This is a genomic window from Nocardiopsis sp. RV163, from assembly GCF_001029525.1.
GTDB classification, from domain to species: Bacteria; Actinomycetota; Actinomycetes; order Streptosporangiales; family Streptosporangiaceae; genus Nocardiopsis; species Nocardiopsis dassonvillei.
This window is the reverse complement of sequence record NZ_LEKI01000116.1, coordinates 1-18,939: the sequence shown is the minus strand read 5'-3', so window position 1 is coordinate 18,939 and position 18,939 is coordinate 1. Positions and strand designations below refer to the sequence as shown.

13 protein-coding genes and 1 riboswitch are annotated in these 18,939 nt (G+C 74.2%); of the genes, 3 read left to right on the top strand and 10 right to left on the bottom strand.

Annotated elements, in window-relative coordinates; all coding sequences use genetic code 11:
• Positions 1-578 (top strand): Uma2 family endonuclease (locus ABD54_RS18900; RefSeq protein WP_047870838.1); only part of this gene is annotated, 578 nt, incomplete at its 5' end.
• A gap of 43 nt (positions 579-621) precedes the next feature.
• Here the strand turns inward: ABD54_RS18900 and ABD54_RS18895 are convergent.
• From ABD54_RS18895 to ABD54_RS18865, 7 genes are all read right to left on the bottom strand, one after another.
• Complete coding sequence (locus tag ABD54_RS18895; protein ID WP_047870837.1) at positions 622-1,341, bottom strand: cobalt-precorrin-6A reductase; 720 nt, start codon at positions 1,339-1,341, stop codon at positions 622-624.
• Complete coding sequence (locus tag ABD54_RS18890) at positions 1,338-2,879, bottom strand: cobyric acid synthase (RefSeq protein WP_047870836.1); 1,542 nt, start codon at positions 2,877-2,879, stop codon at positions 1,338-1,340. The genes ABD54_RS18895 and ABD54_RS18890 overlap by 4 nt, the downstream gene beginning before the upstream one ends.
• Entirely contained in the window at positions 2,876-3,619 is a 744-nt protein-coding gene (cobF, locus tag ABD54_RS18885; protein ID WP_047870835.1) for a precorrin-6A synthase (deacetylating), read from the bottom strand. The genes ABD54_RS18890 and cobF overlap by 4 nt, the downstream gene beginning before the upstream one ends.
• Positions 3,616-7,269: a cobaltochelatase subunit CobN gene (gene cobN / locus ABD54_RS18880; protein ID WP_047870834.1), complete on the bottom strand. Its 3,654-nt coding sequence runs from the start codon at positions 7,267-7,269 to the stop codon at positions 3,616-3,618. Before cobN ends, cobF begins: the two co-directional genes overlap by 4 nt.
• Positions 7,266-8,132, bottom strand: coding sequence for an ABC transporter ATP-binding protein (locus tag ABD54_RS18875; protein ID WP_047870840.1), 867 nt, complete (start codon positions 8,130-8,132; stop codon positions 7,266-7,268). Before ABD54_RS18875 ends, cobN begins: the two co-directional genes overlap by 4 nt.
• 74 nt (positions 8,133-8,206) lie before the next feature.
• Positions 8,207-9,223 (bottom strand): iron ABC transporter permease, encoded by a 1,017-nt coding sequence (locus ABD54_RS18870; protein ID WP_047870833.1) that lies wholly within the window; start codon positions 9,221-9,223, stop codon positions 8,207-8,209.
• Complete coding sequence (locus tag ABD54_RS18865) at positions 9,220-10,263, bottom strand: ABC transporter substrate-binding protein (protein WP_047870839.1); 1,044 nt, start codon at positions 10,261-10,263, stop codon at positions 9,220-9,222. The genes ABD54_RS18870 and ABD54_RS18865 overlap by 4 nt, the downstream gene beginning before the upstream one ends.
• Positions 10,264-10,321: 58 nt before the next feature.
• Positions 10,322-10,536: riboswitch (cobalamin riboswitch) on the bottom strand.
• 316 nt (positions 10,537-10,852) lie between these two features.
• Here ABD54_RS18865 and ABD54_RS18860 point away from each other — a divergent pair.
• Positions 10,853-11,284, top strand: a complete 432-nt coding sequence (locus ABD54_RS18860; RefSeq protein WP_047870832.1) for a PPOX class F420-dependent oxidoreductase — start codon at positions 10,853-10,855, stop codon at positions 11,282-11,284.
• 237 nt (positions 11,285-11,521) lie between these two features.
• Here the strand turns inward: ABD54_RS18860 and ABD54_RS18855 are convergent, their stop codons facing one another.
• The 3 genes from ABD54_RS18855 to ABD54_RS18845 form a co-directional block, all read right to left on the bottom strand.
• Positions 11,522-17,005: a carboxyl transferase domain-containing protein gene (locus ABD54_RS18855; RefSeq protein WP_047870831.1), complete on the bottom strand. Its 5,484-nt coding sequence runs from the start codon at positions 17,003-17,005 to the stop codon at positions 11,522-11,524.
• Positions 17,006-17,382: 377 nt separating this feature from the next.
• Positions 17,383-17,688 carry a hypothetical protein gene (locus tag ABD54_RS18850; protein WP_047870830.1) on the bottom strand — a complete coding sequence of 102 codons (306 nt, stop codon included), beginning with the start codon at positions 17,686-17,688 and terminating at the stop codon, positions 17,383-17,385.
• Positions 17,685-18,056 carry a VOC family protein gene (locus tag ABD54_RS18845; RefSeq protein WP_047870829.1) on the bottom strand — a complete coding sequence of 124 codons (372 nt, stop codon included), beginning with the start codon at positions 18,054-18,056 and terminating at the stop codon, positions 17,685-17,687. Before ABD54_RS18845 ends, ABD54_RS18850 begins: the two co-directional genes overlap by 4 nt.
• A gap of 357 nt (positions 18,057-18,413) precedes the next feature.
• Here ABD54_RS18845 and ABD54_RS18840 point away from each other — a divergent pair.
• Positions 18,414-18,939, top strand: a 526-nt coding sequence (locus ABD54_RS18840) for a siderophore-interacting protein (protein ID WP_047870828.1), incomplete at its 3' end; no start/stop codon positions are given.

The following is an 18,939-nucleotide window of genomic DNA, read 5'->3' as shown; positions in this document are numbered from 1 at the left end:
ACCACCCACCGCCCACCCACCCATCCGTCACAGTCCAACAGTTCGAGCCCATCGCCCTGGCTGCCGAGCGCGAGGACGTCGAACTCGAATACATCAACGGAAAGATCTGGGCCGAAGGCGTGACCGACGGGGACCGCAACAGCATCCTGACGTGGCTGTTCCGCCAGTTCATGGCACACCGGCCCGACCTGGACCTCACACAGGGCCAAGGCCTGAAGGTCGACACCTACCGCAACGGACGCGCCCGCCCCGACGGCACCCTGACACCGGTCGGCTACTTCGACGGCCAAGGCGAATGGGCCGAGCCCGACGGGGTTCTCGCCGTCATCGGGGTGACCTCCTGGGACGCCGACACGCACGCCCGCGACCGGGTCGAGAAGCCCGCTGCCTACGCCGCCGCCGAAATCCCCGCCTACCTGTTGGTCGACCGTGACGTGAACGCCGTGGTGGTGCACTCCCGTCCCGAACACGGTGAGTACCAGGACCGGTCAAGGCACGTCTACGGCGACAGGGTCGAAATCCCCGGCACCGGGATCATCCTGGACACCGACGAACTGAAGAGCCGGTTCGCCCGCTGACGCGGCCCGCGTGGGACGCCCGCGACCGTCCCACGTTCTTCTCTCACCCCAGGGCGGTCACCCAGGCGAACGCCGCGGCCACGTCGTGGACGGTGGGCACACCGGTCGGACCCGGCGGGCGCCGCACCACCACGACCGGAACGCCCAGCAGCCCGGCCGCCTCCATCTTGGGCCGGGTGTAGGCGCCGCCGGAGTCCTTGGTGACCAGCACGTCCGCGCGGTGCCCGCCCATCAGGTCCAGTTCGCCGTCCAGGGTGTACGGCCCCCGGCTGGTCAGCAGGGACCACGTGCCGGGAAGCACGAGTTCGGGGACGTCCACCACCCGGGCCAGGACCGCCCGCCGCTCCAGCCTCGGCACGAAGCGGGCGAGTTCCTGGCGGCCCACCGTGAGGAAGGGCCGCTCCCCGAGCTCCGCGGCCCGCTCCGCCGCCTCCTCGTGGGTGGCGGCGTACCGCCAGGCCGGGTCGGGGTCCCAACCCGGCCGCTCCAGCCGCAGCAGGGGAAGGTCCGTGCAGGCCGCCGCCGCGTTGGCGGTCATGCCCAGGGCGAAGGGGTGGGTGGCGTCCACCACCGCGTCGTAGGAGGCCAGCGCCGCGCGCAGGCCCGGCACTCCCCCGAAGCCGCCGACCCGGACCCGGCCCACCGGCAGGCGGGGCCGGGCCACCCGCCCGGCCAGCGACGTGGTCACGTCCACCCCCGCCTCGACCAGGAGGGCGGCCAGCTCACGGGCCTCGGACGTTCCCCCCAGAAGCAGCAGTCTCACCGGGACACCTCCGCTCCGGGCCCGCGCCGCGCACGGGCGGCGGGCGGGGCTCCCGGGGCCAGCACGGGCAGACCCGCCGGGGCGCCCTCGCGGGCCAGGGCCAGCAGGGCGTCCACGTCCAGGTGCTCCTCCGCCAGGTCGGCGAGCAGGTCCAGGCGCCGCTCCCGGGCGTCGGCGAAGCGCACCCCGGAGGGCGCGCAGCCCAGCGCCTCGGTCAGGAAGGCGGCGCGGAACGCGTCGCCCTCCAGGCTGCCGTGCCACATGGTGCCGAAGACGTTGCCCGCTCGGGCGCCGCCCGGGAACCCCTCCGCGCCGCCGCCGACCGTGACCCGGCCGTGGTGGATCTCGTAGCCGTGCGCGGGCGCCCCGAGCGCCTCCCCCGAGGGCAGGCGCAGGGTCTTGTCCGCGGTGAAGTCGGTCCGGGCGTCCAGCAGCCCGAGGCCGTCCGCGCGCGCCCCGGGTTCGGCCTCGACCCCGTCGGCGTCGGTGACGGTGCGGCCGAGCATCTGGAACCCGCCGCAGATCCCCAGCAGCGGCCGACCGCACCGGGCGTGCTCGACGATCGCCCGGTCGAGCCCGCGCGAGCGCAGCCAGGCCAGGTCGGCCAGGGTGGAGCGCGTGCCGGGCAGGACGACCAGGTCGGCGTCGGCCACGTCGCGCGGGCCGGAGGCGAAGACGACGTCCAGGCCCGGTTCCAGCCCGAGGGCGTCCACGTCGGTGAAGTTGCTGATCCGGGGCAGGCGCACCACGGCCACCCTCAGCCCCGCTCCCCCGCGCGTGCGGCGGCCCTCCAGGTCCAGGGCGTCCTCGGAGTCCAGCCACAGCCCCGGGTCCCACGGCAGGGTGCCGTAGACCCGGCGGCCGGTGAGCCGCTCAAGGTCCTCCAGGCCGGGCCGCAGCAGCCCGGGGTCCCCGCGGAACTTGTTGACCACGAAGCCCGCGACCAGCTCCTGGTCGGCGGACTCCAGCAGACCCACCGTGCCGTACATCGCGGCGAAGACGCCGCCCCGGTCGATGTCGCCGACCACCACCACGGGCAGGCCCGCGTGCCGGGCCAGGCCCATGTTGACGTAGTCGCCCGCCCGCAGGTTGATCTCGGCTGGGCTGCCCGCGCCCTCGGCGACGACGACGTCGTGGCGGGAGGCGAGGTCGTCGTAGGCGGCGTGCGCGGCCTCGGCCAGGTGGCGGCGGCCTGCCTCCCAGTCGGCCGAGGAGACGTCCCCGGCGGGGTGGCCGAGCAGGACGGCGTGGCTGCGCCGGTCGGTGCCCGGTTTGAGGAGCACGGGGTTCATGGCGGGCTCGGGCACGGCGCGTGCGGCCAGGGCCTGCACCCACTGGGCACGGCCGATCTCCGCCGGACGGCCGTCGGGGCCGTGGCAGACCATGGAGTTGTTGGACATGTTCTGCGCCTTGTAGGGGGCGACCCGCGCGCCTCGGCGCGCGAAGGCCCGGCACAGGGCGGTGGTGACCACGCTCTTGCCCGCGTCGGAGGTGGTCCCGGCGATCAGCAGCCCCGCCCCCGTTCCAGCACCGCTCACACCGGCCTCCTCAACAGCGCGACGTCCATCACCCAGCCCGCCCGCGCCCTGGCCCTCCTGCGGCGCGCGGCGATGTCGAGCAGGGCCGCGCCGACCCGCCCGGCGACCAGCTCCTCGGTGTCGGTGCCCAGGTTGGCGCCCCACCAGACCGTCCAGTCCCTCAGCTCCCCGAACGCCAGCTCGCCCCCGAGCACGGCCTCGCCCCCGAGCATGACGACGATGTTGTCCTGCCCCGCCGCCACCGCCTCGCCCAGGAGGCGCGCGGGGGTCACGTGCACCGGACGGCCCACCTCGTGCAGCACGATCCGGTGCCGCGCCGCGAGGAGCTGGGGGGCGCTGACGCCGGGGAGCACGTCGTACTCCACATCGACGGCCCCCCGCTCGGCGATCCGTTCCACGATCCGCAGCGTGGAGTCGTACAGCCCCGGGTCGCCCCAGACCAGGAACGCCGCGGTGCCGCCGCGTTCGCCCAGCACCCGCTCGTAGGCGGCGACCCGCGCCTCGTGCCAGGCGGCCACCGCGGCCGCGTAGTCGCGCGGGTCGTCGCGGTCGCGCTCGGGGTCGGGCACCGCGACCAGCGGCACGCCGTGCGCCTCGCACACGGCCCGGCGCAGGGACAGCAGCCCGTCGTCCCCGCGTTTGCGGGCGGCCACCGCGTAGTCGCAGCCGCGCAGCGCGTCGGCGGCCTCGGGGGTGACGTGCCGCGGCCCCATGCCGATGCCCAGGATGCGCACCCTCACTCGGACCGGTCCTCCAGGTCTCCCTCGACCTCCAGGTAGACCTCCTGGAGGGCGTCCATCGTCGCCGGGTCCGGCTCGGCCCACAGACCGCGCCGGGCGGCCTCGTGCAGCCGCTCGACGATACCGTGCAGCGCCCACGGGTTGGAGCGGCGCAGGAACTCCTGGGTCTCGGCGTCGAGCACGTACTCGGCGGCGAGCTTGTCGTACATCCAGTCGTGGACGACACCGGCCGTGGCGTCGAAGCCGAAGAGGTAGTCGACCGTGGCGGCCAGCTCGAAGGCGCCCTTGTAGCCGTGCCGGCGCATGGCCGAGATCCAGCGCGGGTTGACCACCCGGGCCCGGAACACGCGGGCGGTCTCCTCGGCCAGGGTGCGGGTGCGCACCGCGTCGGGCGAGGTGGAGTCGCCGACGTAGGCCTTGGGGTCGGCGCCCGTGAGGGCGCGGACGGTGGCGATCATGCCTCCGTGGTACTGGAAGTAGTCGTCGGAGTCGGCGATGTCGTGCTCGGCGCTGTCCACGTTCTTGGCCGCGACCTTGATCCGCCGGTAGTTGGCGCGCATGTCGTCGGCCGCCGCGACGCCGTCCAGGCCCCGCCCGTAGGCGAAGCCGCCCCAGGCCGTGTAGACCTCCGCCAGGTCGCGGTCGTCGCGCCAGGTGCCCGACTCCACCACCTGGAGGATGCCCGCTCCGTAGGAGCCGGGCGCGGAGCCGAAGATACGGGTGGTGGCGCGGCGCCGGTCTCCGTGCTCGGCCAGGTCGGCGCGGGTGTGGGCGCGCACGAAGTTGTCCTCCTCGGGCTCGTCCAGGCCGGCAACCAGGTTCACGGCGTCGTCGAGCATGGCGACGACGTGCGGGAAGGCGTCGCGGAAGAAGCCGGAGATGCGCACCGTGACGTCCACGCGCGGGCGGCCCAGCTCCTCCAGCGGCACCACGTCCAGCCGCGACACCCGGCGCGAGGCCTCGTCCCACTCCGGGCGCACACCCAGCAGCGCCAGCACCTCGGCCACGTCGTCGCCGGAGGTGCGCATCGCCGACGTGCCCCACACCGACAGGCCCACCGACTCGGGGTAGGTCCCGGTCTCCTCGAGGTGGCGGCGCAGCAGGGACTCGGCCATGGCCTGCCCGGTCTGCCAGGCCAGCCGGGAGGGGACGGCGCGGGGGTCGACGGTGTAGAAGTTGCGGCCGGTCGGCAGCACGTTGACCAGGCCGCGCAGCGGGGAGCCGGAGGGGCCCGCCGGGACGAAGCCGCCCGCCAGGGCGTGGACGGCGTGGTCGAGTTCGTCTGTGGTGCGGGCCAGGCGCGGCGCCACCTGCGCGGCGGCGAACTCCAGGACGGAGCGCACCCCGGGGTCCTCGTGCAGGCCGGACGCGGCGGCCGGGTCCCAGCCCGCGGCCTCCATCCGCTCGACGAGCCCGCGGGCGAGGGCCTCCACCCGGTCGACCTCGGCGGCGGGCGCGTCCTCCTTCAGCCCCAGCGCCGAACGCAGACCGGGCACCGAGGCCCCCACCCCTCCCCACACCTGGGCGGCGCGCAGGACGGCCAGGACCAGGTTCACCCGGGCCTGTCCCCCGGGCGCCTCGCCGAGCACGTGCAGGCCGTCGCGGATCTGCGCGTCCTTGATCTCGCACAGCCAGCCGTCCACGTGGAGCAGGAAGTCGTCGAACTCCTCGTCGTCGGGCCGCTCCTCCAGGCCGAGGTCGCGGTGCATCTCGGCCGCGCGCATCAGCGACCAGATCTCACCGCGCACCGCGGGCAGCTTGGCCGGGTCCATGGCCGCGATGTTGGCGTGCTCGTCGAGCAACTGCTCCAGACGGGCGATGTCGCCGTAGGACTCGGCGCGGGCCATCGGCGGGATGAGGTGGTCCACGACCGTGGCGTGTGCTCGGCGCTTGGCCTGGGCGCCCTCGCCCGGGTCGTTGACCAGGAACGGGTAGACGAGCGGCAGGTCGCCGAGCACCGCGTCGGTGGCGCAGGCGGCCGAGAGCGCGGCGTTCTTGCCGGGCAGCCACTCCAGCGAGCCGTGCTTGCCCAGGTGGACGACGGCGTGGGCGCCGAAACCGTGCTCCAGCCACCGGTAGGCGGCCAGGTAGTGGTGGCTGGGGGGCAGGTCGGGGTCGTGGTAGATCGCGATCGGGTTCTCGCCGAAGCCGCGCGGGGGCTGCACGAGGACGACGACGTTGCCCGCGCGCATCGCGGCCAGGACCAGCTCGCCCGAGTCGTTGACGTAGAGGCTGCCGGGCGCGGCGCCCCACGCCTCGCTCATCGCCTCCCGCAGCGGGGCGGGCAGGCCCCCGGTCCAGGCGGCGTACTCCTCGGGGGTGATGCGCACCTGGGCGTCGGTCAGTTGCACGGAGGTCAGCCAGTCCTCGTCCTGGCCGCCCGCCGCGATCAGGGCGTGGATCAGCGCGTCCCCGGCCTCGGTCTCGTCGGGCAGGTCCAGGCCGGGCAGGGCGCCGGGCTCTCCCAGGTCGTAGCCCTCGTCGCGCATCCGGCGCAGCAGGCGCACCAGCGAGCGGGGCGTGTCGAGCCCGACGGCGTTGCCGATGCGCGAGTGCTTGGTGGGGTAGGCGGACAGGACGACGGCGACGCGCTTGTCGGCGGTGGGCACGTGCCGCAGCCGGGCGTGGGCGACCGCGATCCCGGCCAGGCGGGCGCAGCGCTCGGGGTCGGCGACGTAGCGGGGCAGGCCGTCGCGGTCGATCTCCTTGAAGGAGAAGGGGACGGTGATGATGCGGCCGTCGAACTCGGGGATGGCGATCTGGCTCGCCGAGTCCAGCGGGGTGACGCCGTCGTCGGAGGCCTCCCAGTCCGCGCGCGGACTCGTCAGGCACAACCCCTGCAGGACGGGGACGTCCAGGGCCGCCATCCGCTCCACGTCCCACGCCTCGTCGTCCCCGCCCGCGCTCGCGGACGCGGGAACGCTGCCGCCCGCCGCCAGGACGGTGACCACCAGGGCGTCGAAGCCGCCGAGCGCATCGTAGAGCTCGTCGGGCGCCGAGCGCAGCGACCCGGCGAACACGGGCACGCCCACGGCCTGCCCGGTGGCGTCCACGGCGTCGGCCAGGGCGTGCGCGAAGGCGGTGTTGCCGCCCGCCTCGTGAGCCCGGTAGTAGAGGATGCCCACCTTCGGCAGGTTCCCGTCGGAGGAGGGGCCCGCGGTCGGGGACCCGTCGTCGGAGACGGCGGAGGAGGGGAGGCCCGCGGCCCGGGGCCGGTCGCGTTCCGCGAAGCCCCACAGCGGGACGGGGGCGGGCGCCTCGAACCCCTCGCCGGTCAGCAGCACGGTGTCGGACAGGAAGGCGTGCAGGCGCGCGAGGTTGGCCGGGCCGCCCTCGGCCAGGTAGCGGTGGGCGTCGGCCGCCAGGCCGATCGGGACGGTGGAGTGCTCCATGAGTTCGGCGCTGGGCTGCTGCTCGCCGCCCAGGACGACCAGCGGTGTGCCCCGCTCCCGGACGGCGGCCAGGCCCGGCCACAGGTCGTGCGGGGAGCCGAGCAGCCGCACCACCACCAGGTCGGCGCCCCCGACGACGCCGGTGAGTTCGGTGTCGGAGGCGCGTGAGGGGTTGGCCCACGCGTAGGCGCGGTCGCTGGCCCGCGCGGAGAGCAGGTCGGTGTCGGAGGTGGACAGCAGTGCGATCCGTACCGTCATGGCCGGATTCCTCCCTCGGGGTTGGTGTTCCGTCGTCGGTCGGACCGCTCGGGTCCGGGGGTCGCCCGCGCCTCGGCGGCGGGGGCGTCACTGTGGCGCGGCGGCGCGGCGCCGCTTCGCAGGAAGCGGATCACCGGGTGCCCGGGCCCGGTCTCGACCTCGGCCCGGACCCCGTAGACCTCCTCGATGAGGGCGGGGGTCAGGACCCGCGGGGGCGCGCCCTCGGCGACGACGCGCCCACCGCGCAGCACCAGCAGCCGGTCGCAGTACATCGCGGCCAGGTTGAGGTCGTGCATGGCGATGACGGTGGTGACCGGCAGGCCCGCGACCAGTTCCATGAGGTCGAGCTGGTACTGGATGTCCAGGTGGTTGGTCGGCTCGTCGAGCAGCAGTTCGCTCGGCTCCTGGGCCAGGGCGCGGGCGATCTGGGCGCGCTGGCGCTCGCCGCCGGAGAGCGTGTGCCAGGACCGGTCGGCGATGGCGGTCAGGCCGGTGCGCTCCAGTGCCGCCGTGACTGCGCCCGCGTCGGCCGCGGACATGGGCGTCCAGGCGCGGCGGTGGGGAACGCGCCCCAGGGCCACCACGTCGCGGACGGTCAGCTCGGTCTGGGTGTGCGCGTTCTGTTCGACGGCGGCCACGCGCCGCGCCACCGCCCGGCGCGAGGTCCGGCCGATCTGCTCACCGTCGAGGGCGACCACGCCCGCGGAGGGCGCCAGGACCCCGGAGAGCAGCCGCAGCAGCGTGGACTTGCCGGAACCGTTGGGGCCGAGCAGTCCCACGGTCTGGCCGGAGCGCGGAGCGAGGGTGACGCCGTCGAGGACGAGCGCTCCGCCGATCAGGCGGCTCACCCGTTCGGCGCGCAGCCCGGCCGCGCCGGGCGCCTCGGTCGACGCGCCGCCTCGGTCGCGGGTCGGGGTTCGGGTCCGGTCGGAACTGATCACGTGCGCCTCCTGGCTCGGTAGAGCACGGCGACGAAGGCGGGCACCCCGATGAGGGAGGTCACCACCCCCACCGGGATCTCCTGGGGGTCCAGCGCGGTGCGGGCGACCGTGTCCACCCACACCAGGAAGACGGCGCCCGCCAGCGCGGTGACCGGCAGGAGCCTGGCGTGGGCCGCGCCGGTGAGCGCGCGGGCCGCGTGCGGCAGGACCAGCCCCACGAAGCCGATCGCCCCGGCCGCGCTGACCAGGGCCGCGGTGAGCAGCGCCGTGGCGCACAGCAGCACCATGCGGGCGCGGGCCACCCGCACGCCCAGGTTCGCCGCGGCCTCCTCACCGAAGGCGAACGCGTCCAGGGTGGTGGTGTGCGCCAGGCACACGGCGAGCACACCGGCCAGCACCGCCGCGCACAGCACCACGTCGTCCCACCCGGCGCCGCTGAGGGAGCCCAGCAGCCAGAACAGCACCCCGCGCGTGGTCTCGGCGTCGGCCGAGGTCAGCACGATGAACGAGGTCAGCGCCGAGAACAGCTGCATGGCGGCCACCCCCGACAGCACCACGCGGTCCATGCTCGCGCCCAGGGTGTGCGCGAGCAGCACCACCAGCCCGAAGGAGAGCAGGGCGCCGACGAAGGCGCCCGCCGACAGCGACACCACCGCTCCGCCCCATCCCAGCACCAGCACGGCGACCGCCCCGGTGGAGGCCCCCGAGGACACCCCGAGCACGAAGGGGTCCGCCAGCGGGTTGCGCAGCAGGGACTGCATGACCGCCCCGCACAGCGCCAGCCCCGCCCCGCACACCGCGGCCAGCAGGGTGCGGGGCATGCGCAGGTCCCACACGATGCCCTCGCGCAGCGGCGACAGACCGCTCTCCCCGAACCCCAGCCGCGCGGCGACCGACCTCCACACCTCGGCCGCGGTGATGTCGGCGGGGCCGATGGCCACCGCGACCGAGACCGACACCGCCAGGAGCACCAGTCCACCGCAGGAGAGCAGCGCCAGACGCGCACCGCTCACCGGCCGAGCCCGAGGCCGCGCAGACCCTCGGCGACCTGCTCGATCCCCTCGACCGTGCGGATCGAGGGGTTCATGGCCTGGCCGCTGAGCAGGACGTAGCGCTCCTCGCGCACGGCGGTGAGGTTGCTCGTGGCGGGGTTGGACTCCAGGAACGCGATCTTGGCGTCGGCGGACTCCGCGGTCTGGGAGTCGCGGGTCAGGTCACCGAGGACGATGACGTCGGGGTCGCGGTCGGCGACGGTCTCCCAGTTGATCTGGGGCCACTCGTCGTGGGTGTCGTCGAAGGCGTTCCGCGCGCCGACCGCGCGGGTGATGGCGCCGGGGGCGCCGCAACAGCCCGCGAGGTAGGGCGACTGGGAGTTGGCGAACCAGTACACGAGGGAGACGCCGGAGGCGTCCAGGTCCGAGGTGGCCGCCGCCACCCGCCCCTCCAGCTCCGCGATCAGCTCCTCCCCGCGCTCCTCGACCCCGAACAGCAGGGCCAGGTCGCGGATCTCGCCGTAGACGGCGTCGAGGGTGAGGGGCTCGCTGCGCGAGCCGTCTCCCCCGCTGTCGTTGTCCTTGCCGGCGGCGCAGTCGGTCGGGGAGACGTAGGCGGGCACGCCCAGCTCCTCGAACTGCTCGCGGGTGGCGACGCCGCCCGTGCCGAGCGTGGAGACGAAGGAGGCGGTCACGAAGTCCGGTTCGGCGTCCAGGACCACCTCGAAGGAGGGGGCGTTGTCGGCCAGGCGGGGAATGCCCCCGTTGGCCTCCTCCAGCCCCTCCATGATCGGATCGGTCCAGGTGGCGGTACCGACGAGGCGGTCCGCCAGCCCCAGGGAGAGCAGGATCTCGGTGCTGCCCTGGTTGAGGGAGACGACGCGCTCGGGCGGGGAGGCGACGGTGACCTCGTGCCCGCAGTTGTCGACCGCGGGGGCGGATCCGGTTCCGGCGGCGGACTCCGCCCCCTCGCCACCGCCGTCCGCGGGAGCGCCGCAGGCGGTCAGGGCCAGGGATGAGGCGAGGAGGAGGGGAAGAGGGTACAGGGCGCGGCGGAGCATGGGCATGCCTTGGAAGTCGGGGCTCGAACGCGGAGCCTGGCACGGGACGCCTCCGCGCACTCGACGCGGAGGGGCCAGCAGGTCTTCGGACTCGGGTTCGCCCGGACGGGGTGCCTTCCCAGGTCGGTGCCGCTTCGACGCCGTGGTCTCCGCGGCCTCCGCCCCAGTGGCGTGAGTACCCCGCCCGTCCCCCTCACCGCTGCGCGTCAGTTCCGGATTCGCACCGGATTCCCTGACCACGTACGTGGTACGACTGGCCCGGGCAGACTATCAAGGCCGCCTCGGCCCTCCGCCGCCGGAAGGCGCACAGGGGCCGCACCCGCGCCACCGCTCCGGCGCCCGCCCTGGTCATCGCGGTTCAGGGGGAGGCGTCGGAGTTCTCAGGCCGCGCCCTCGCCCCGGCCGAAGCGGACACGGGTGGCCCGGAGCGCCGGGCTGCGGGCCCGGTCGCACGGTCCCCGGCCCAAGGACACGGCGGTGTGAGCCGCGCGGCGAGGACCGAGCCGTCGCGCGTTCCCGGGGATAGGCTCGTGACCGGCCGCACACGGCCCCGCAGCACCAGCATCCGGCCGAGAGGGGTTTTTCGGAGATGACCGAGACGACGTTCGACCCGCGCGCACTGCTCGCCCGGAGCAGGCTCGGCGTCCTGGCCACCATCAAGGCCGACGGCCGCCCCCAGCTCTCCCCCGTCCAGCCCTTCTACGACGCCGAGACCGACCTGCTGCACGTCTCCATGACCGAGGGCCGGGCCAAGACCGCGAACCTGCGCCGCGACCCGCGCGCCACCCTGCAGGTCACCAGCGCCGACGGCTGGGCGTGGGCCACCGCCGAGGGCGTGGCCACCCTCACCGGACCCGGCACCGACCCGCACGGCCCCGAGGTCGATTCGCTGGTGGACTACTACCGCCTCGCCGCCGGGGAGCACCCCGACTGGGAGGAGTACCGGTCGGCCATGGTCTCCGACCGCAGGGTGCTCATGACCATGCCCGTCGACCACGTGTACGGCGAGAAGATCCGCTGACCGCACGGACGGGGCGGGGCCGCGGCCTCCCGCCGCACCCCCGCCCCGCGTGCGCGGCCCCGGGTTCCGCTTTTCAACCGGGCCTCAGCTCGGAGGGGTCCGTTCGGGCGCCCACAGGGTTCTGGAGGTGCCGGAGGCGGGTTCGCGAGGAACCGGCGAACCCGCCGTAGGCGCCGAAGGCCCCTGTTCTCCGGGCGCCCGAACACGGACCGAAGCGGAGGTCCAAAAAAACACTGCCTAACGCTTCATGCCGTGCTCGATCGCCTCGATGATGCGCGGCCGCATCTCGGCGGCGCTGATGATCGCGTCCACCGAACCCACCTCGACCGCGCGCTGGATGCTGTGCACCCGGTCGAACTCCGCGGCGACCTCGCCGAGCTTCTCCGCCCGCACCGAGGACTGCGTCTCCGCCAACCGCGCGTTGAGCGCGGCCCGCTCGACGCCGCTGGCCGCCGACACCTGCTCCTGGAGCCCCGTCACCCTCGGGTCGCTCGCGGTACGCGTGTTGACCTCACCGGCGAACACCACGGCCGCGGCCGGGGCCCCGCCCAGCACCGAGGCGAACGACCCCTCCAACGCGAGCACCGTCATGTTCGGGTTGAGCGCTTTGGAGAACACCACGAACGCGCCGCCGTGGTACCGCGAGATCACGCAGAACACGATCGGACCGTCGAAGTTGACGATCGCCCGCCCGATCTCGGCCCCGTACTCCAACTGGAGCTTGCGCAGCGACTCCGGCGAGCCGTCGAACCCCGACAGGTTCGCCAGCACCACCAGCGGCCGGTTGCCCGACGCCGCGTTGATCGCCCTCGCCACCTTCTTGGACGAACGCGGGAACAGCGTGCCCGCGGTGTAGGTGTCGGGCCCGTCGGTGGGCGGGAAGCCGTGCCGCGGCACCGACCGCGACTCGATCCCCACCAGGCACACCGGCCAGCCGCCGATGTGCGCGTCCTGCACCGCCGCCGTGTCGGCGTCGGCCATGCCCGCCCAGCGCTCCAGCACCGCGTGGTCCTGGTCCGAGAGCGCACGCATCACCGTGCGGATGTCGAAGGGCTTCTTGCGGTCCGGGTTGTGCTCGGCGGAGAAGATCTCGCCGACGGTCGCGAAGTCGCTGCCGGCCACCGCGTGCGGGAACGCCGAGACGTCGCGGTCGACCGGGTCCAGGGTCCTGGCCCGGCGCGGCCCCTCCTCCCCCGGCACGACGTAGGTGTGGTCGTAGTGCGCCATGAGGATCTCGCGGGCCGAGGCCAGGTTCGGCGCCCAGTACTGCGCCTGCCCGTTGGGGCCCATCACCCGGTCGTAGCCGCCGATGCCGAAGTTGTCCTCGGCCGAGACCCCGCCGGAGAAGTCCAGCGACTGCTTGCCGGTGAGCACCATCGCCGAGTCCGGCGTCATCACCAGGACGCCCTTGGTGTGCATGAGCATCGTCGCCTCGGCGTTCCAGTACGGCTGGGCGCCGACGTTGATGCCCGCGACCACGACGTTGATCTCGCCGCCGTCCTGGGTGAACTCCACGATCCGCTTGAGCGCGGCCGCGACCCAGTCCATGTTCTCGGTGCCCGAGGACATCGAGATCCGCGCGCCCGCCGACAGCGCGAACCACTCCAGCGGCACCCGCATCGACTCGGCCAGGTCCAGCGCGGCGATCACCCGCGAGCACTCGGGCTCCGAGAGGGCGCCCAGCGCCTTGGTCGGATCGCCCAGCAGCACCACGCGCGTGACCCCCTCGGGGTGGCGCACGGTCGGCGTGGTGACCACACCGGCCACGATCGCCGCGGAGTTGTGCCCGCGCGGCCGGTCCACCGGGACCAGCACGCCGTTGCCGTCCAGGTCGTACTCGGTGAAACCGCCGCCCGGACCCGACAGCAGACCGGTCAGCTCGTAGGGGTAGACGGTCCCGCGCCGGGCCGCGCGCAGCACCTTCTGGCGGTAGTCGTCCAGCGGCAGCACCGGCTCCGTCGAGGGCTCCTCGACGTGGACCCGCGCGTCCTGGCCCTGGTCCAGGCTGATGCGCACCGCGACCTCGGTCAGCTCACCGGAGGAGGTGCGCTGGCGGGCCAGGAACTGGACCTCCTCCAGCCCCGCCCCGGCCGTGGTCGGCAGCAGCCGCTGGACCAGCGTCTCCAGTTCCTCAGGGGTCAGCTCGGTCGCCGGCCACACGTACATCATGATGCGGTTGGTGTCGAAGCGCCGGTTCTGCGGACGCTGCGCCTGGATATTGCGGATCGCGTCCAGACACCCGGTGACCGTGTCCTCCAGCGCGGGCAGCGCGACCAGGCGCCCGTCCGCCTCGCGCAGCGGCGTCAGGTCGCGGACCTGGCCCATAGCGAAGAGGCGCTCGTCGGCCGGGTTGCTCTTGGCCACCGCCCGGAACAGGTAGATCTCCTCGTCGGCCGACGGCAGCCGGGTGAGGTCGAACTCACGCAGGCGCTGCAACTGCAGGCGCCGCGCGATCTGCGGGTGCAGGCCCCGGATCAGCCGGTCCTCGGCGAAGCCGTCCCCCTCGGGGCGGAAGGTGAAGTGGTGGTGCATCACCGCGCCGCTGGTACCGGCGACGGTGACGGTGACCCGGCGCACGCCCGCGGGCAGCGGGTGCTCGGCCAGGAGCCCGCCGAGCCGCACCGCCATCGCGTCGGCGTCGGGCTGGTCCTCCCAGGTGAGGTAGAGGTCGGCCACCAGGCCGTGCTCGGCCACGTCGGCGGCGAGCTCGCCGACCGCGCCGACGGCGCCGGGCAGGGCGGCGATGTCCACGGCGGTCGTGACCACACGCGTCGGACCGCCCGCGCCGTTGTGGTCGGCGGTGACGAACCGGCAGCCCCCGACCTCGCGCGCGGCGACCCCGGACAGCCCCCGGTTGCCGTAGTAGCGGCGGGTCAGCACCTCCAGCAGCGGGGCGTGGTCGCGCCCGACCCGCCCCATGCGCTGGCCGACCAGCCGCACCAGCGGCTCGGCGCTGGCCACCATGGCCTGGATCCGCTCCGCCCGGTCCGGCGCGTCCGGGTCGCGGTCCAGGTGGCGCAGGTCGTCGCGCACCGAGGCGTAGACCCGGGCCCGGTTGCGGCGCAGCAGCGGCTGGGCGAACCAGCGGAAGACCACACCGCGAGCCAGGTCCGACACCGCCGGGAAGCGCACCTGCGTGGCCTCCACGAGGTGCTCCAGTGCGAGCCCGGCGCGCTCGCTGAGCGCCTCCGCGGGCGGACCGCCAGCCAGCCAGCGGCGCAGCAGCTCCGACACGATCGCCAGCGCGGCGCCCGTGTTCTGCTGGGCCAGGAAGATCCGGAAGACCGAGGCCTCCAGCTCCGGCGTACGGTCCAGGTCCTCGACCCCGTAGTGGGCCAGGACCCGGGTGAGCTTGGCCCGGAAGCCCTCGCTCACCCCGGCTCGCTCCACGTCCAGGCTCTGCAGGTAGCTGTGGAAGAACTCGCGCGGGCTGTGCACCGAGCTGTGCGGCTCGGTGTCGAGCTCACCGCCCGGCTTGTTGCGGCTCAGCTCGCACAGGTCGGCGAACACGGTGAACAGGTCCAGCTCGCCCTCGACCGGACGCCCGCCCAGCTCGGCGCGGGCGGCCAGGTAGTCGGCCAGCACCCGCCCGCGGTCGTGCGGGTCGGCGTCGAAGCCCAGCAGCAGACCTCGCAGGTCCTGCAGGCCGCGCTCCACGCGCTCGGCCACGGACGCCTCACCGGCCTCCTCGGGCAGCTCGATCGCCACGGCCTCCGTGTCCGACTCCGCCTCCTCGGCGTCCCCGTCGGACAGCGGCTCCAACCGCATCAGCGGCGCACCGGTCTCGACCTGGCTGCCCACCGACACCGGGCACTCGCGCACCCGGGCGCGGAACGGCGCGCGCAGCACCGTCTCCATCTTCATGCTCTCCAGCACCAGGACGGGCGCGCCGGACTCGACCTCGTCGCCCACCGCCAACGGCGTCGCCACCACCAGGGCGGGCGCCGGGGAGCGGAGCACACCGCCCTCGTCGCGGCTGATCCGGTGGGTGACCCCGTCCACCTCGACCAGGTGCACCGGCCCGTGCGTGGCCGACACCAGCCGGAACCGGTGGCCGTTGACCACGATCTGGCCGCTGTGCGCGTCGAAGCGCTCGACCTCCACGTCCGCCGGGTGCACGTCACCGCCGCCGGAGACGCCGACGCGGAACCGCCGGTCCCCGACGCGGGCCACGCTCACCCGGTAACCCACGCCGCGCAGCTTCAGGTCCAGCGGACGGCCGCTCTCGTGCTGCACCTGCGGGCGGCCGCCGTGCGCGGTGGACAGCAGCCGCTGGCGGCTGACCTCCTCCTCGTCCCGGTAGGCCTCGATCGCGGCCGCGGCCAGCGCGACCGCGGAGTGGCGGTGGCTGACCAGGCGCCCCTGGGCGCGCACGCGGTCGATCCAGCCGGTGTCGGCGCTGGCGTCGATCACCTCGGGCTGGTCGAGCAGGTCGAGCACGAAGCTCTTGTTGGTCGCGCCGCCCTCGATGATCACCGTGGTCTCGGCCATCGCGCGGCGCAGCCTGCCCAGCGCCTGCTCGCGGTCGCGGCCGTAGGCGATGACCTTGGCGATCATCGAGTCGAAGTCGGCCGGGATGGTGCTGCCCTCGCGCACACCGGTGTCCACGCGCACCCCCGGACCGGCGGGCAGGGAAAGGCGCGCGATGCGGCCCGGAGCGGGCGCGAAGTCGCGGTCGGGGTCCTCGGCGTTGAGCCGGGCCTCGACGGCGTGGCCGGACTCGACCGGCTGGGGGCCCTCCAGCTTGCCGCCGGCGGCCACGTGGAGCTGGAGCCGGACCAGGTCGGTGCCGGTGGTGATCTCGGTGATCGGGTGCTCGACCTGGAGGCGGGTGTTGACCTCCAGGAACGCGAACAGCCTCTCGCCCGGGTGGTAAAGGAACTCGACGGTGCCCGCACCGCGGTAGTCCACGGCCAGCGCCAGCCGCTCGGCCGACGCCTTCAGGTGCGCGGTCTGCTCCGCGTCCAGGACCGGGGAGGCCGACTCCTCGATGATCTTCTGGTTGCGCCGCTGCACCGAGCAGTCGCGCACGCCCAGCGCCCACGCCGTGCCCTGCCCGTCGGCGATGATCTGGACCTCGACGTGGCGGGCGCCGGTGACCAGGCGCTCCAGGAAGACCACGCCGGAGCCGAAGGCGCGCAGCGCCTCCTGGCTGGTGCGCTCGTAGGCCTCGGCCAGGTCCTCGCCCGAGGCGACCATGCGGATACCGCGACCACCGCCGCCCGCGGTCGCCTTGAGCATCAGCGGGTAGCCGATCTCCTCACCGGCGCGCAGCGCCTCCTCCAGGGTGGCGACCTCACCGCGGCTCCACGGCGCGACCGGGACGCCGACCTCCTCGGCGATCAGCTTGGCGCCGATCTTGTCGCCGAGCTTGCGCATGGCCTCGGCGCTGGGCCCGACGAAGGTGACGCCGATCCTCTCGCACAGTTCGGCGAAGGCCGGGTCCTCGGCGACGAAGCCCCAGCCCACCCACGCCGCGTCGGCGCCGGTCCGGACCAGGGCGCGCTCCAGGACGGCGTGGTCGAGGTAGGGACGGGCCGAGGCGGGACCGAGCGAGTAGGCGACGTCGGCCTCGCGGACGAAGGCGGCGTCGCGGTCGGCGTCGGTGTGGAGGGCCACCGTCTCGATCCGCGTGCCGGTTTCCGCTGAGAGGTCCCGGACAGCGTGGATGAGGCGCATAGCGGCCTCTCCACGGTTGACGATGGCGACACGACTGAACACCGGTTGAGCCTCCCAAGTACCACGCGCAGAAGGCGACGTCCGGGTCTCGGAGCGTCGCCTGCACCTACCCTTTCTACCCTGGTCGATTACCGCCGGGTACACCAATGGGCCGAACCACGCATAGCGAAGGCGATGCGTTGTGGGAACCCCACAAAGAAAGCCCCGCGGCACCGCCCGGTACGCGTTTCACGCGAGTTCGACCACACTGAGGGGCCGTCCCCGCGGCGGCGGTGACCGGGACGGAGTCGGCCCGGCGAACACGCCGCAACAAAGGACGATTGGCCTATCCAATAGGTCGAAGCGGGTGCGGGACCCGCGCACCGCGACGGCGGAGGAGCGCGGCGCCCCGCGTGCCGACGGACCCGGGCCGCGGCCGGTCACACCTCCAGCGCGGTCTGCCCGGGCACCTGCCGCTGCCGTTCCTGGCCGCTCTGGGCCAGGCACCGGCGGCAGGTCACCGGCCCGGCGGAGGCGCGCAGCCGCAGCGGGTCGACGGAGGCGTGGCAGGCCACGGCCGGGACCGGCACCCCCGCCCACATGTGCGTGGCGAGCGCGTGCACGACCAGGGCGCTGCCGATCCGCACCCCGACCGCCCCCGCCAGTTCCTCCCGGCGGCGGCGCAGGGTCGCGGTCAGGTGCTCCACGGCGGGGTCTCCCCCCTCGGGGGCCTGCCCGCCCGTCATGCCTCGGCCCAGACGCCCAGTTCGTTGCCGCTGGGGTCGGTGAAGTGGAAGCGGCGCCCGCCGGGGAAGGCGTAGGGGCCCCGCACGACGCTGCCGCCCGCGCCCTCCACGGCCTCGACCGAGCGGTCCAGGTCGGCCGAGTAGAGCAGGACGAGGGGGCCGCCCGCGCGCGTCTCCTCGCCCAGCGCGAGGCCGCCCGCCTCGGGGGCGTCCGGCCCCTCGGGGTTCTGGACGCCCGAGTAGCCGGGGCCGTAGTCGTTGAAGCGCCACCCGAACGCCTCGGAGTAGAAGCGCCGCGCCCGGTCCAGGTCGGTGACCGTGAGCTCCAGGTAGTCGATGGCGTGGTGTCGGTGTGCTGGCTGTGTCATACGCCGATTCTCCGGCACGGCGCCGACAGTCGTGTCCGGTTCTGGACGCGGCCTCCGGCCGGAGAAGCTCCCCGCTGAAGGCAGAACGCACAAGCAGTATCTTTACTACGTAGATTCATATTTCGGACAATAGCCTCGAAAGACGCGCCACTCGGACCTCCGCCGTCACGGAACGGGTGGTTCGCAGTGGTGTGGCCCGGGCCGCCGAAGGGGAAAGTGCGCGCCCGCGCCGGGGCGAGCCGGTCCCCGCCGCTGGAGGGGCGCCGGGGTCGGGGCGGCGCGGGCGAAGCAAGGTTCGGCTAACCTCACCTGGAGGCGTTCCGCCCCCGTGCCCCAGTACAAGGAGGAAGAAGCCCCGTGCGCGTCGAACAGCCCGGCCACCGCGCCATGATCCGCGCCCGTGTGGTGCGGACCGAGCGCCTGAGCAAGCACTTCGTCACGGTGACCCTGGGCGGCCCCGGGCTGGCCGACTTCGCCTTCCTCGGCCGGGACCAGTTCGTGCGCCTGTTCCTGCCCCGCGCGGGCCAGGACCGGCTGCACATGCCCGCCGACGCCGGCAAGCGGTGGTTCGAGCAGCTCCGCGCCATGCCGCCGGGCCGCCAGCCGCACGTGCGCAGCTACTCGGTGCGCCGCTTCGACCCCGAGGCCCTGGAGATGGACATCGAGTTCGTGGACCACGGCGACGCCGGTCCCGCCTCGGCCTGGGCCTCCGCCGCCGTTCCCGGCGACGAGGCGGGCATGCTCGCGGACGGCGTGTACTACCTGCCTCCGGAGGAGGCCGACTGGCACCTGCTCGTCGGAGACGAGAGCGCCGTACCCGCCCTGCTCTCCATCCTCGAACAAGCCCCCCACCACCTGCGCGGACAGGCCTACCTCGAAGTCC